The organism is Dehalobacter sp., from assembly GCF_030063005.1.
Lineage (GTDB): Bacteria > Bacillota > Desulfitobacteriia > Desulfitobacteriales > Syntrophobotulaceae > Dehalobacter > Dehalobacter restrictus.
The window spans coordinates 1-13902 of record NZ_JAPDHR010000023.1 but is presented as its reverse complement, the minus strand read 5'-3'; the positions used below and the strand labels follow the sequence as shown (position 1 = coordinate 13902).

The following is a 13902-nucleotide window of genomic DNA, read 5'->3' as shown; positions in this document are numbered from 1 at the left end:
GATGACAAGCTCAGCGAATGCAGATACGACTCAAATCGATCGAATCTATGGTTCAGACCGTTATGCGACAGCGGCAGCCATTTCCCAGAAAGGATGGGAATCGTCGGAGTATGCTGTCTTGGCCCGCGGCGATGACTTTGCAGACGCTCTCTGCGCCGGGCCACTGGCGGCGAAGTATCATGCTCCAATCCTGCTGACGGAGTCTGAATCCCTGAATGCTGATGCACAGAGTGAGATTCAACGGCTTGGTGTCAAGCGCGTATTTATTACAGGCGGGACTTCGAGCATCTCTGCGGAGATTGAGATAACACTGCGTGAAGCCGGTGTGATCGAGATCATTCGTCTCGCCGGTAATGACCGCTATGAAACATCGGTAAAAATCGCCAGAGAGTTAAACAGCAACAAGATGATTCTGGCGACAGGGAAGAATTATCCGGATGCACTCTCCATTGCGGTGGTGGCAGCTCAAGCGGAAATACCGATCTTACTCGCCGGTAAAGACAGGCTGCCGCAAAGCGTCAAGGAATATGTGCAAAAACAGACCATTGAGCAAGCCTATATTGTTGGAGGTACAGGCGTAATCAGCGAGGGGGTAGCCCAACAAGTGCCGGAAGCTTTCCGGTTAGCTGGTTCTGACCGTTATGCCACCAATGTAGCGGTTTTAGCGTACTTTTCCGGCCAATTGGATTTTTCCCGCTTGTTTGTTGCTGTGGGTGAGGGGCCCAAAGGAACAGAGTTCGCCGATGCTTTAACTGGTGCTGTACTGGCTGCTAAATCATCATCCCCGCTTATTCTCGTGCGTGACACCCTGCCGGAGGTTACGCAAAAATATCTTAAAGGGAAGATCACACCTTTTACGGTGGTGACGGGACTTGGCGGAGAGAATGCAGTTAAATTTCCGGTCCTGCAGCGGATCATTAATTTAGCCAATACCAACGATGGCGAACTTTCAGTATCTCCGGCGAGTACAATCGCGGGAGCCACCAAGAATATTTACCTGGTCTATCTTCCTGGGGAAAACATGAACAACGGAACCGTGGAGTTCTTCCTTCCGGATAAGTACTTGGCGATAGCCGGGCAGGATAAAATCACGATAAACGGAGCCATGAATGCATTAACCCCTGAACAGATTTTCGATGCTGGACAAAGGGTCAAGATATCGGGCCTGAACGTTACGACCGGTCAAAAAATAATCCTGACACTCAATGACAAAAGCGTTCAGGACATTGGCAACTATAATTTTAAGGTTATTGCGGATGCAGATGGTTCAGGAATTCTCAGACCAAGCACAGGAAGTCTCACGGAGTCAAGGACGCTTCCGGTCCGTTTCCCGAGTCTTAAAGTGGGGATACAGCTGCTCTCTTACAACCGGCCGACTACGCCTTTATCCCCCCAAGGATTTGTCATTCATTCCACAGCGGATCCTGGGGCCACCGCACAGAAAATAGTTCAATATTTTAATTACCCCAACCGTTATTCCTCTACCCATTATGTTGCGGATTGGACTGAAACCGTGCAAATGATTCCGGAAGACGAAATGGCCTGGCATGCTGCCCGAACAGCCAACCAAAGGTACCTTTCCGTAGAAATGTGTGAACCGGAAGGAAATCAGCCCGAGCAATTTAAAAAAGTTTGGGATCAGACCGTTCTTTTGGTTGCAGACGCTTGTATCCGATATGGTTGGGACCCCCAAAAAGATATCTTCAGTCATATGGATATCTCTTATGCCTATCGGGAAACAGATCATATTGATCCAATCCCGTTCCTTAAAAAATATAACAAGACCTGGCAGGATTTATTGAATGCAATTCAAGCTAAGATGGTTGAACTGCAAACGAATTAATCCTATTCCGAGAGAGCTGCGGCATCCTTTAACGTGTCAATAATATGGATTTGCTGAGGACAGACGTCTTCACAGTTGCCGCAGGCAATACACGCGGAAGGCTTTGTGCTGCCCAGCATCAAGGCAATTTGATAAGTCCTTTTGGCACCTTGTAAATCACCGAAGATCATATTCCGGTTCAAGGCATCTAAAAAAACCGGTATGTGAATTTGCTGTGGGCATCCTTTAACGCAATACGCACACGAGGTACAAGGAATAGAGGGAATCGCACGGAGAGCCTCCCGTGCCCGTACGATCACGGCCTTTTCTTCCAGACTCAAAGGCCGGAAATCCTCCATATAGGAAAGATTATCTTTCATCTGCTGGGAAGTAGACATCCCGCTGAGCACAGTGATGACATTGTCCAAAGAAGCGGCAAAGCGAATGGCCCAAGATGCCAAAGAGGCCTTAGGATCAGCTTCTTCAAATATCTTCCGGACACTGTCGGCAGGGTTTGACAGTACGCCGCCCTTGACGGGTTCCATGATAATGATCGGTTTATTATGATTAAGTGCCACTTCATAGCATTGGCGTGACTGAACGGATTCGCTTTCCCAATCAGCATAGTTGATCTGAAGTTGGACAAATTCTGTCTCCGGGTGTTCAGTCAGGATACGGTCGAGTAAATCAGCCTTGTCATGGTAAGAAAAACCGATATGACGGGCAAGTCCCTTCTCTTTCAGCTCCAGCATATAATCCCAGATACCGAAGTCGTCAAAGACTTTCTTGCGGCTTTCACTCACATTATGCATCAGATAGTAATCAAAATATCCGGCTCCTGTGCGCCGAAGCGAGGTATGGAGCATTTCTTTCGCATCTTTGGCAGTGGCAGCCGCCCAGGCCGGAAGCTTGGTCGCAAGTTGAAAGCTCTCGCGGGGATAGCGGTCAACAAGGGCTGTCTTGATGGCCTCTTCCGATTTCCCATTGATGTAGCCGTACGCCGTATCAAAGTAAGTGGAACCCTTGGCCATGAACAGATCAACCATTTCTTTGGTCTGCGCAAGGTCAATTTCTTTTTCGATTATCGGAAGCCGCATCAGTCCAAAACCGAGCTTCCGTATATTTTTGCCTAAATAGTCCATGATTTATCTCCTGGCACCGTTCACGTGCAATAAAAATTTTCAATAAATAGAGAATAAAGTAGATTTGCCATTCCGTCAAGCATACGGCAGGGGAGGTATGTATAGCTCTATCAATGAATCCTTCATCAACAAGTTCGCTAATTAATTGACAGGCTACCGGCCGGGAAATTCCAATCAAATCTGCAATTTCTTGCTGAGTTAATTTTATATTGATTCTGATTCCGCCTTCAATTTCTACACCATGATCTTGGCCTAAAGATAAAAAAGTGCTTTTTAATTTTTCTTTGGCAGGCATAATCTTATTACCCAATATATTTTGATTTAAATTAGCTAAATAATTGCTCATTTCAGATAATGTAGTTTGCATTAAAGTGGGTTCATCCATCAAAAGTCTTTCAAAATTGGCCCGATCTATACAACATATTCTAGATTCTATTACAGCAACACAAGAAGTATAATTATAAACATTTTGCTGGAAGAAAGTATCGTATCCGACGACTTCGCCTGGAGATACATAATCAAGAATGGTTTCTGTACCGCACTCATTTACTCTAAAAAGTTTCAAGACGCCATACAACAATATACGAATGGTATCAGCCGCCTCATCCTGTTTAAAAATATATTCGTTAACTTTGTATAATCTCTGGCTGGCAAAAGAGCACATCTTGCCACGTATTCTTTGGTCCAGAGAGGAAAAAGTCGGTATACTTTTTAGGCAAAAATGAACGTTACTATTCATCACATACACCCACCCATTTTAATTTTTAACATATACTTACCCAAACAAAATGTTTTTACAAATCTTTATCCTCTATTTATTAATCAAGTATATATTTAAATAATTTTTGGATTTGTATGGTCATTTTTATTTCAGACCTCATACGTGATTAAACCCTCAGAATTAATGACCAAAGCTGCAACAGAATAAGCATTTTGCAATGCCTGAATAGTCACTTCTGCTGCGTCAAAAATTCCTTGCTCCACAAGGTCCACATAACAGTCTGTTAGCGCATCATACCCATATCCTTGAGGTAAAGTCATGATTTCTGAGATAACCTCCAAGGAGTTACGTCCATTATTTTCGGCGAGAATTTTTACTGGTAGTTTTAAGACTTCGGATACAATCTTGTTTCCTGCCATTTCACCCTTATTAGCACTTTGAACAGTTTCCAAAATTTTTGCTGCTTCCAGTAAAGCAACTCCGCCTCCGGGTAAAACACCATGCTCGATCCCTGCTCTTGTAGAGTTCAAAGCATCTTCTACTAAATATTGTTTTCTGATCGCTTCTGCTTCTGTAGCCCCCCCTACTTTAACAGTACAGATCTTTCCATTCAGCCATCCTAATCTCTCCAGAAGCTTACCTTTGGTCCAATCGTCCTCAGCATCCGCAATTCGCGCTTTAACTTGTTGGGCTCTTTCCTCTATCTCGGTCTTAGAACCATACCCGCCAATTATGGAAGTGCTTTCTTTTTGGACAATTACTTTTTTAGCGCCGCCCAGATGTTGGCTGAGTACTTCCTCCAAGGTAATCCCGTTTTCCTCAGAGATTACCATTCCCCCTGTAAGTGTGGCAATATCCTCCAGATAAGCTTTCCGCCTCTCCCCGTAACCAGGGGATGTAACGGCAGCGATCTCCATGGTTTTATTTATTTTGTTGGACACTAACAACTTCAATAGTTCTATTGAGATGTCCTCGGAAATAATAAGCAAGGGCCTTTGACTGGAAACAACACTTTCCAGAACGCTCATGATTTGATAGATATACGTAATCCTCTCATCAACAATCAGAATCAATGGATTCTCCAACTCTACACAGGCCTTTTCCTGCTTATTGATCATGAGAGGAGAAAGATATCCTTTGGCAAATTTAATGCCATCCACAATATCTAAGATTGTTTCTTGTTTTTTACCCAGTTCAAACTGGATAATTCCATTCATTCCTACTTTTTGATAGGCCTGGGCAATGATTCTTCCAATTTCCTCCTCACCGGATGAAACGGTCGCCAGTTGTTGGATTTGTTCTATTGTTTTTACTTCAGTGGCATTTTCTCTAAGCTTGGTTATTACTAAGTCAATTGCCTTACTCATACCCAAACATGTATGTTTACAAGTGGACAGCTTCTGCAGATCATCTCCAATGACAATACGATTGCGCTAGAAATCCTTAAGGGTTTAAGCCAAAAATCAAACTACTTTGAAGAAAAGTTAGTAGAAAGAACCTATGATACAGCTACAACAAGAATATGTCATCTGATTAGAAATCTTGTTTTACAGGTAGGCGTATATGAGGATGGAAAGTGTCTTATTGACATCCCCTTGCCGCAGAACTATATTTCACAAATTACCGGGTTGCATTTTATAACGGTGTGCAATGTCATTAAAAAACTAAAAAACGAAAAGATCTTAGGAAAGGACGGGAAGAAACTTATCGTCTATGATGTGGAAAAGCTAAATAAATACCTTATGCTTTATGAAGAAGAATAGAATAACCTATTTAATTTTATTGCTTAAAAATATTTTTGCCTTCAACTGAAGGCTGTGATTAAGCACAACCACGAAGGGGACGTAACGAAACTTTATTTCGCGACGTCCCCTTAACCTATCTAGCCCAATTTTTTCAGCTCATCTTTTTATCAGTTAGTACTGATTTAGTACTGCCATCTTCCTCATATTATGAGCAACACAGTGCAAATGCTTACCCTAATATTAGAACCTGATTATCCAAAAAGTATATCATGGTTAAGTTTTATTTTTGAGTCATGGGATAGAATTTAAATAGTTATAATGTTTACAGGAGGAATACAATGCATAAATTTATTCTTGGTCAATACAAAAATTTAAGTCTGGCTGAACCGAAAGGGTTTGATCAAAAAGATTTAGAAAAAGCAGTACTTGAATCAATCCTAAATACCGTGGATATTTGGTGCAAGCAGAATACAACCGTCGAAGAGGAAGATGTCATCATTATTAAAGTCGAGGCCAAGGAAAGAGGAGTTTTAGTCCCAGAATTTTGCCAAAACAAACTGCAGTATAAAGTAGGTGATAAGAGTTACTTGAAAGAGTTTATGAACGCTATCGGCAAAAAATTGGGGGAAAGCTTTAGCATGGAAATCAATTTTGATGAGACCTGTGTCATTGAAAGGATCAGGAATAAAAAAGTTAGTTTATACGCAACGATTACGGATGTCCTTTATAAAAAAATCCCGGAAATCACAGATGACTTAGTACAAAAAATGGAAACGGATTGCCGTACCTTGGACGAAATGAAAGAAAAGTATGCGGCTATATTGAAATCCAGAGGTTTAGCCAATATTTATCAACAAAAAAGGGACTTAGTTCTGAAAACAATTATCGAAAACTCCAGTTACGAATTTGATGAAGATGAGTTTGATCAAGCTTTAAATAAGATAATTGAACAAACTAAAATGTCAATTATGAATTCAAGTTCTCCTGACATTGACCGAATAATGCAAATTAATGAAAACGACGCATATTTTAGAATGGAATGCGAAAGAGTAACCAGACGAATGATTATGGAAAACCTGGTGATCAATGAGATTTGCAACATGGAACAGATTGAAGTTACCACTGAAGAATTTGCTCTAGAAAAAGCGAAATACACAGAGGATGAGGCGGCGTCAGAGGAATTCACAAAATACTTTCCTACCGACCAGTCCTTTGAATTATATCTTTTAAGAGAAAAGGTTTTGCATTGGTTATGTCTGAACAATTTTAATGTCCATTAAAATCAAGTAACCTATTAGCTAAAGATACCTGCTGCCTTTATAGGCGCCTAAAAGTGCTAGCTGAAAAAATGAATAAACTATATGTCTTATTGGTACAATACAGTATTGAAGCCATGCATCACAGTACGGATGGAAGTGTATTTTGGGATGTGGATTCGGAGAATTTACGCTTCAAAGATTAAAGATAACAACCGACCAATTTTAACGACTGATTTAAATACAAATATACGTCTCATAAGAAACATTTTTAAAGATGATGAAACACTGATCACCCGTTATATTGAAAATCAAACGGATACTACGATTAAATGCTGCATTTTTTATATTGACGGCATGGTTAATAACAAATTATTAAATGAAGATATTATAAAACCGCTTTTGGAACATAAGTTCGATCCAAAAGTATCCGATCTTATTAATATTGTTGCTAAGCAGGTCACCTTATCCGGCAGTGTTGATAAAACATCTGATTTTTATCAAATCATTCAGGCTATTGTGTATGGGGATTCGGTGCTGCTGGTTAATGGATACAGTGATGCTCTTATTTTAAATACAAAAGGCTGGGCAACCAGAGCCATTGCAGAACCTGAGGCAGAAAGGGTTTTAAGAGGTCCGCGTGAAGGCTTTAATGAATCCATCATGGCCAATTTAACGATGCTTCGGAGGAAACTCAGAACACAGGATTTAAAAATCAAATTCAAGGTATTCGGAGCCAGAACGCAAACAAAAGGGTGTATTTGTTATATTGAGGGTGTGGCTAATAAAGATATTCTGGCCGAGCTTGAAAGAAGGCTCGATAAATTTTCAATTGACGGCACGTTGGATGTCAATTATATCAGTGAACTTATCGACGAAGAACCCTACTCCCCCATCAAGACAATCGGAAGTACGGAAAGACCTGATACTGTTGCAGGGAAGCTTTTAGAAGGCAGGATAGCGCTGTTTTTGGACGGCACACCGGTTGTGTTAACGTTGCCCCATCTTTTCATTGAGCACTTTCAGAGCAGTGACGACTATTATCTCAATTATTTTTTTGCGTCGATAGGCAGGTTATTAAGAATCTTCGGGTTTTTGTTGACAATAAGTGCACCGGCTGTTTATGTGGCCATAACATGCTTTCACCATGAAATACTGCCAACACCATTGATGATGAGTATTATAATGGCCCGTCAGAGTGTTCCTATGCCTACGGTAGTTGAAATGTTTTTGATGCTTATTATGTTTGAAATATTGCGGGAAACAGGAAACAGAATGCCCAGCAATATCGGTCAATCTCTGAGTATTGTCGGCGCTCTTGTTGTCGGACAGGCTGCCGTAGATGCTAAGCTAGTCAGCGCACCTGTGATTGTCATCGTGGCAACAGCAGGTATTACCGGTCTATTGATACCCAGAATTAAGGGCGGAATTATTATCATACGCTTTATATTGCTGTGTCTTTCTTCGATACTCGGCTTATACGGATATATTTTCGGCATGATGGGTCTAATGATATATTTGTTCAATATCCGGTCTTTTGGAATCCCTATTATGAACGGCTTACAGAGTAAACAAGATATGTATATAAGGTCACCATGGTGGAATATGATGAAAAGGCCCCAATTTATGGCTGTTGATAAAACCAGAAGCAATTCAGACGGTGATCCGGAATGAAAAGGCAAAGAAAAGTTTTAATCTTCTTGTCAATCTTTATTCCAATACTGATGACGGGATGCGCTAATTACAGAGAACTGGAAACACTTGCAGTTGTTACCGGAACGGCCTTTGATAAAGGTAGCGACGGTACCGGATATCATCTGACTTTCGAGATATTGGGTCAATCAGGAGGTGACGGTACGCAGGGACCAACTGTAAAATCCCAATTAATTGAATCGGATGGAAATACAATATTTGACGCGGTCAGAAATGCCCTAAAGAGATCCGATAAAAAACTGTATTACGGAGACTGTAAAACAGTGATCATCAGCAATGAGTTGGCACACGAAGGCATAGCCCCGGTTTTGGACTGGCTTAACAGAGATTCTGAACCCAGAATCACGATTAATCTTTTTATCTCCAAAGAGAAGACAGCAAAAGAGGTGATCGAACAAAAAAGCCTTAACGATCCCATAACTTCTTATGCTCTTAGTAATATAGATAAGAACAATCCCAAGTTTTTGTCGAAAACAGCATCTGTGCAATTATACCAGGCCAATAATATGTTGGGTGATGAAGGAATCTCATTAATACTACCTGCGCTGGATATTGCAAATAATCAAAACGATAAAATCACGGAACTTGGTGGCACGGCAGTTTTTAAAAAAGACAAGCTGCTGGGCTATCTTGGGAGCGATGAATCAAAATACCTGGTTTTTATAAAAAACCAGGTGACTAGCGGGCTGCTTATAATCAATATGGAATCTGCCTCTCCTGATATAAGCCTTGAGATTATAGACAGCAAAACAAAAGTGACACCGATTTTAACCGGTAAATTGCCTGAAATGAAAATTGAGATCAAAACGCAGGTTGCGTTGAGTGAAATGCAAACATCAGCCGACCTTGATACCGAAAGCGGGATTAAAAAAATAGAAGAAAAAGCATCAGCAAGGTAAGGAAGTGATGTAGGGAATGTAAAGTATAAGGAGATAAGTATCTTTTTGAAAATCAAGTATTTTTACCTGTGAGAAAGTTGTCAGTAAAAAATTCAAGGGGAGAATGTAAGTATGGAAAAAACAAATAGTTATTACATCTTTGCCACGGTTACATGATTTGATTGAAGAGTGGATGAAAACTTGAACGCAGCCGAAAGACCATTAGATTGTCGACAAAGTCATTGTCGGCATTTTTTTTATTTATATCATTATAAAAAAATAAACTGTAAAGAAAAATTCTTATACTAGACTAAGTCTGGTTTTGTTAAATCTAATACAATGTTAATTAATTAAGATATTACTAACGAGAAGGTAAAAGGAGGTGTAAAACAATGAGTACTTTTTTGATTTTCTTAGCGGGTGTCCTTTTTTTAGCCGGTATCCTTTTTATCAAGCCGCGCGCTGCTAAAAATAAAATTTGGCAGACAGTGCTGGTATGGGCTCTATTTGTCGTTTGGTATTTCATCACATGGATTGGAATTTCGTTTGTTTACATTAATGCCAGCGTAGGGCACGTCAAAGCGACAAGCACCGCAATCTTCTTATTTGGAGGAATTTCCGTGGTGCTGGCTATCATCTTAGCGCGTATCTTGGGATTCATCACGATGAAGAAAAAAGTAGATCATACGTCACAAGCCTAAAGGAGGAGAACTAATGTCAGAGATTCCGGAAAAAGGAAATAAAAAACCCAATCAGCAAGCGCACGTAAGCCGCCGGGGTTTTTTAAAAGCAGGTGCAGGGGCCGCTGCAACGGCCCTCGGCGTGATGGGAGCAATTGCAAGTTCGCCCGGAGTGGCAAATGCTGTAATTGATCTCGGGTACAAAAATTCATTATATAAACAAATGGAGTATACACCCATCAAGGGCCAATGGTCAAAATTAAAGCCGAAGATGGATTACGGCGGCGCCGCAGTCCATTTTGTAGAGCATAATGATCAGTGGCTTGGAACCTCTCAGATTCTGGGAAAGGTAGAAAGAACAAATGAATCTGACGGTGGATTTCCATATGCAATTAGAGGATTACTGGGAAAGAAGTCCCAATATGGATTTGTTTCGCAGGCGATAAGATATCCACTCGGAGATGCCCTGATGCTTCCAACGCAGGAAATAAGCAAAGAAAACATTGTAAACGGCGTTCCGAAGCCGGATAAACTTCCGATTCCTGATCCGGAGCAAATGTCTCAGCATATCAAAGATCTTGCGTATTATCTGAGAGCGGATGAAGTAGGGATCGGGAAAATGCCAGCCTATGGCTACTATAAAGCGGTTATGGATCCGCCTGAAGGAGCCTATGCTGCCGGCATTGTTACCCTTGAAACCCCTTATGATGATGTACCTGTTACGGAGTCAATGCCTTACGTTATTTGTGTTGCTGTGGAACAGCATTGGGAGACGTATGCGGCTTCAACGGGGTATGACGGAATTTCCCTTGAGCAGTCCTTCCGCAGTTATCATGCTACAGCCAATATTTCTGTCGTCATGGCACAATACATTCGTAACTTAGGCTATAATGCCAGGGCCCATCATTTCGGGAATTATCATGCGGTTATGGGACCTCTTTTGATTGCAGCCGGTATGGGAGAACTGACCCGTACAGGGGACTGTGTGGCGCATCCCCGGATGGGATTCAGAAATAAAGTAGCCGCAGTTACGACAGATTTGCCTTTGGTACCGGATAAACCGATCGACTTTGGTATGCTGGATTTCTGCAGGGTATGTAAAAAATGCGCCGAAACCTGCCCGAACCAAGCGATAACCTATGATGTAGATCCCATACCATTTAACGGCTACATGCGCTGGAATACCGATGCCTATAAATGTGCAGCGTTTAGAACCGGCAACGAGGAAGGCGTTAACTGTGGCAGGTGTGTAAAAGTCTGTCCGTGGAATTCCAAGGAAAGATCCTGGTTCCATGATGTCGGAATATGGATTGGAAGCAGGGGACAGACAGCTTCATCACTGCTCAAAAAAATTGATGATATGTTTGGTTACGGAACGGAAGAAATTGCTCGATATAAGTGGTGGCTGGAATGGCCGGAAATGTATAAAATCAGAATACCGGCAGATAAACAATAAATACTGTTTTCTCGAAAGAAGCTGCTGCCAGCAATTTTATGGATTGTTGGCAGCGGCTTCTTATTTTTAAGCACCTATTTAAGGCCTGCTGAAATACGCCATCAATCTCAGTATCATATCTGTCGAGATAAGAGATGGCCTTATATTAACAATGATAAAAAATATTCGTACAAGGATAGAAAAGATTAACAGTCGATAATGCCCAACATTTAAAAACGAGTACAATAAAGCTTGGCAAGGGATATAATTTGTGAAATTAAAGGAGGTGAAAAAATGAGTACTTTGTTAATTTTCCTGGCTGGTATTCTTTTTTTAGCGGGAGTTCTTTTCGTCAAACCCAGAGCCAAGCAAAATAAAACATGGCAGACCGTGACTGTTTGGGTAACTTTTGTTATTTGGTTTTTTATTACATGTATAGGGGTATCATTTGTTTACATTAATGCCAGTGTAGGACACGTCAAGGCCACAAGTACTGCTATTTTCCTGTTTGGTGGGATCTCGGTGGTTCTGGCCGTAGTGTTAGCCCGCGTATTAGGGTTTATTGGAATGAAAAAGAAGGTCACCGAGTCTTCACAGGCTTGAAAGGAGGAAAATTGATGTCGGATCATTCCGAAAGTAAAAAGCTGCCTGGGCAGGTAAGCCGCCGCGGCTTTTTAAAAAGCGGTGTAGCTGCAGCAGCCATGGGTGTAATGGGAGCGGTCGCAGCTCCATCGAAGATAGCAAATGCGGCTGTAAGTAACTTTGGCTTAGACTATACGCCGGCAAAGGGACAATGGTCAAAACTGCGTCCTACTGTCAACTATGGCGGCGCTTCGGTAAGTTTTGCCGAGCATAACGACCAGTGGTTGGGAACAAGCAAGATTGTGGGGCCGATTCAGAGATCAAGTGAATACGACTCAGGTTTTACTTTGGCGCTTAGAGGGTTACTCGGAGAGAAGGCCAGATGGGGATTTCTTACCCAGACCAAGCGATATCCGCTTACAGATGGAATTGGCTGGGCAATAGCGACGGTTAGCCCGGATGAGATTTGTATCGGTGTCCCGAATGCCGAGAAACTTCCGATACCCGATCCGGAACAAATGTCCCAGCATATGAAAGATGTTGCGTATTATCTCAGGGCAGATGAAGTCGGTATCGGCAATATGCCGTCCTATGCTTATTATGGATTTAAGCAGGTTCCGCCCCAGGGGCTGTTCCCCGCGGGTATCGTTCCGCCAGATACGCCGATTCACCAGATCCCGAACACAGAACCGGATTTGCCCTATGTTATTACGTTTGCTGTGGAACAGCATTTGGAAACTTATCTAGCCTCGACCGGCTATGACGGAATATCCGTATCCCAGTCATTCCGGTGTTATCATGCCGTAGCAAATATTGCGGTCATTATGGCGCGGTACATTCGGAGTCTAGGTTATAATGCCAGGGCGCATCACTTTGGCAACTACGATCTGGCCGTTCCGCCGGCGCTTATCGCTTCCGGAATGGGTGAGCTCAGCCGTACGGGAGACTGCGTTGCTCATCCCAGAATGGGATTCCGCAACAAATGCGGCGCAGTCACAACCGATCTGCCGCTCGTGCCCGATAAACCCATTGATTTCGGATTGCTGGATTTCTGCCGGGTTTGTAATAAATGTGCGGACAATTGTCCGGCCGGTGCCATTACCCATGATAAAGATCCTGTTGTACAAAACGGTTATCTGCGCTGGAACAGTGATATGAAGAAATGCGCGACCTTCCGGGCCGGAAATGACGAAGGTGTCAATTGCGGCCGATGTGTAAAAGTCTGCCCGTGGAATTCCAAGGAAGACTCCTGGTTCCACGAAGCAGGCTTGTGGATCGGCAGCAAAGGCGAGACCGCCTCAGCATTGCTTAAGAAAATTGATGATATGTTCGGTTACGGTACAGAAGAGATTACCCAATATAAGTGGTGGCTGGAATGGCCCGAGCTTTATAAAATCAATATTCCCAGTTAATTGAATTAACTTAATTTCTAAGTATTACTAAGAGGCACGTTACTGAACGTGCCTCTTAATAATATTTAATCTAATAGTAGAAAGAATTATCTTTTTCTGAGTGTTGCAGACCTGATCAGAGAAAATACTAAAAGTGTAAAACTTGAGGTTTTAGTTATATATTAAATTAAAATAGCAAGAATGATTGTATAATAAATTTAAGAATAATGTGAAATATATGCACTTGCTTTGCATTGCTTTTTAAGTACGGTATTTGGTTAATGTGTTCTTCCTGGCGCGGACTAGATTCAATTGTTACGTTTTTAATTTGTTTTTTTGTGTAGAATTTAGTTGCGGGACGTACATCTGTTATTACAAGAGGGATTTAGTGGGTGGCAAAATAAATCCTGTGACCTAGATCACGTTTGATAGACACAGAGAATACCCCTATAATCAAAATAACGGAGGTATTCAAAATGGCTTACGACAAAGAGTACAAAGAGTTGGTTGTCAAGAGGATCATAAACAAGGAAACAA

The 13902-nt window shown here is 41.9% G+C and carries 12 protein-coding genes; 9 read left to right on the top strand and 3 right to left on the bottom strand.

Annotated features, from left to right (window positions below; genetic code table 11):
• Window position 1: 1 nt before the first annotated feature.
• Window positions 2–1843 (top strand): cell wall-binding repeat-containing protein, encoded by a 1842-nt coding sequence (locus tag OKX56_RS07755; protein WP_242837032.1) that lies wholly within the window; start codon window positions 2–4, stop codon window positions 1841–1843.
• Window positions 1844–1845: 2 nt separating this feature from the next.
• Here the strand turns inward: OKX56_RS07755 and OKX56_RS07750 are convergent, their stop codons facing one another.
• The 3 genes from OKX56_RS07750 to groEL all read right to left on the bottom strand — a co-directional run bounded on the left by OKX56_RS07750 (window position 1846) and on the right by groEL (window position 5052).
• On the bottom strand, window positions 1846–2964 hold the full coding sequence (locus tag OKX56_RS07750; protein WP_025205263.1) for an aldo/keto reductase: 1119 nt from the start codon (window positions 2962–2964) through the stop codon (window positions 1846–1848).
• A complete protein-coding gene (locus OKX56_RS07745; RefSeq protein ID WP_287896101.1) occupies window positions 2888–3703 on the bottom strand; it encodes a Crp/Fnr family transcriptional regulator in 816 nt (271 codons plus the stop codon). The genes OKX56_RS07750 and OKX56_RS07745 overlap by 77 nt, the downstream gene beginning before the upstream one ends.
• A gap of 131 nt (window positions 3704–3834) precedes the next feature.
• Window positions 3835–5052: a chaperonin GroEL gene (gene groEL, locus OKX56_RS07740; protein WP_287896100.1), complete on the bottom strand. Its 1218-nt coding sequence runs from the start codon at window positions 5050–5052 to the stop codon at window positions 3835–3837.
• A 12-nt stretch (window positions 5053–5064) separates the two neighbouring features.
• On the opposite strand from groEL, the gene OKX56_RS07735 reads away from it, so the two are divergent.
• The 8 genes from OKX56_RS07735 (at window position 5065) to OKX56_RS07700 (ending at window position 13386) form a co-directional block, all read left to right on the top strand.
• Entirely contained in the window at window positions 5065–5448 is a 384-nt protein-coding gene (locus OKX56_RS07735) for a Crp/Fnr family transcriptional regulator (RefSeq protein ID WP_287896099.1), read from the top strand.
• Between the two features lie 320 nt (window positions 5449–5768).
• Window positions 5769–6710, top strand: coding sequence for a trigger factor (locus OKX56_RS07730; RefSeq protein ID WP_025205274.1), 942 nt, complete (start codon window positions 5769–5771; stop codon window positions 6708–6710).
• 147 nt (window positions 6711–6857) lie between these two features.
• Window positions 6858–8360 (top strand): spore germination protein, encoded by a 1503-nt coding sequence (locus OKX56_RS07725; RefSeq protein ID WP_025205275.1) that lies wholly within the window; start codon window positions 6858–6860, stop codon window positions 8358–8360.
• Window positions 8357–9298: a Ger(x)C family spore germination protein gene (locus OKX56_RS07720; protein ID WP_287896097.1), complete on the top strand. Its 942-nt coding sequence runs from the start codon at window positions 8357–8359 to the stop codon at window positions 9296–9298. The genes OKX56_RS07725 and OKX56_RS07720 overlap by 4 nt, the downstream gene beginning before the upstream one ends.
• Window positions 9299–9669: 371 nt before the next feature.
• Window positions 9670–9978 (top strand): hypothetical protein, encoded by a 309-nt coding sequence (locus tag OKX56_RS07715; protein ID WP_025205308.1) that lies wholly within the window; start codon window positions 9670–9672, stop codon window positions 9976–9978.
• A 13-nt stretch (window positions 9979–9991) separates the two neighbouring features.
• Window positions 9992–11413, top strand: a complete 1422-nt coding sequence (locus tag OKX56_RS07710; RefSeq protein WP_025205309.1) for a reductive dehalogenase — start codon at window positions 9992–9994, stop codon at window positions 11411–11413.
• 273 nt (window positions 11414–11686) lie between these two features.
• Entirely contained in the window at window positions 11687–11995 is a 309-nt protein-coding gene (locus tag OKX56_RS07705) for a hypothetical protein (protein ID WP_019225049.1), read from the top strand.
• A 14-nt stretch (window positions 11996–12009) separates the two neighbouring features.
• Window positions 12010–13386 (top strand): reductive dehalogenase, encoded by a 1377-nt coding sequence (locus tag OKX56_RS07700; protein WP_019225050.1) that lies wholly within the window; start codon window positions 12010–12012, stop codon window positions 13384–13386.
• Window positions 13387–13902 lie beyond the last annotated feature (516 nt).

Coding starts and splice junctions, on each gene's coding strand:
- groEL (WP_287896100.1), bottom strand. CDS start 5,052: ATGAGTAAGGCAATTGACTTAGTAATAACCAAGCTTAGAGAAAATGCC.
- OKX56_RS07715 (WP_025205308.1), top strand. CDS start 9,670: ATGAGTACTTTTTTGATTTTCTTAGCGGGTGTCCTTTTTTTAGCCGGT.
- OKX56_RS07705 (WP_019225049.1), top strand. CDS start 11,687: ATGAGTACTTTGTTAATTTTCCTGGCTGGTATTCTTTTTTTAGCGGGA.
- OKX56_RS07745 (WP_287896101.1), bottom strand. CDS start 3,703: ATGAATAGTAACGTTCATTTTTGCCTAAAAAGTATACCGACTTTTTCC.
- OKX56_RS07725 (WP_025205275.1), top strand. CDS start 6,858: ATGTGGATTCGGAGAATTTACGCTTCAAAGATTAAAGATAACAACCGA.
- OKX56_RS07700 (WP_019225050.1), top strand. CDS start 12,010: ATGTCGGATCATTCCGAAAGTAAAAAGCTGCCTGGGCAGGTAAGCCGC.
- OKX56_RS07730 (WP_025205274.1), top strand. CDS start 5,769: ATGCATAAATTTATTCTTGGTCAATACAAAAATTTAAGTCTGGCTGAA.
- OKX56_RS07710 (WP_025205309.1), top strand. CDS start 9,992: ATGTCAGAGATTCCGGAAAAAGGAAATAAAAAACCCAATCAGCAAGCG.
- OKX56_RS07755 (WP_242837032.1), top strand. CDS start 2: ATGACAAGCTCAGCGAATGCAGATACGACTCAAATCGATCGAATCTAT.
- OKX56_RS07750 (WP_025205263.1), bottom strand. CDS start 2,964: ATGGACTATTTAGGCAAAAATATACGGAAGCTCGGTTTTGGACTGATG.
- OKX56_RS07720 (WP_287896097.1), top strand. CDS start 8,357: ATGAAAAGGCAAAGAAAAGTTTTAATCTTCTTGTCAATCTTTATTCCA.
- OKX56_RS07735 (WP_287896099.1), top strand. CDS start 5,065: ATGTTTACAAGTGGACAGCTTCTGCAGATCATCTCCAATGACAATACG.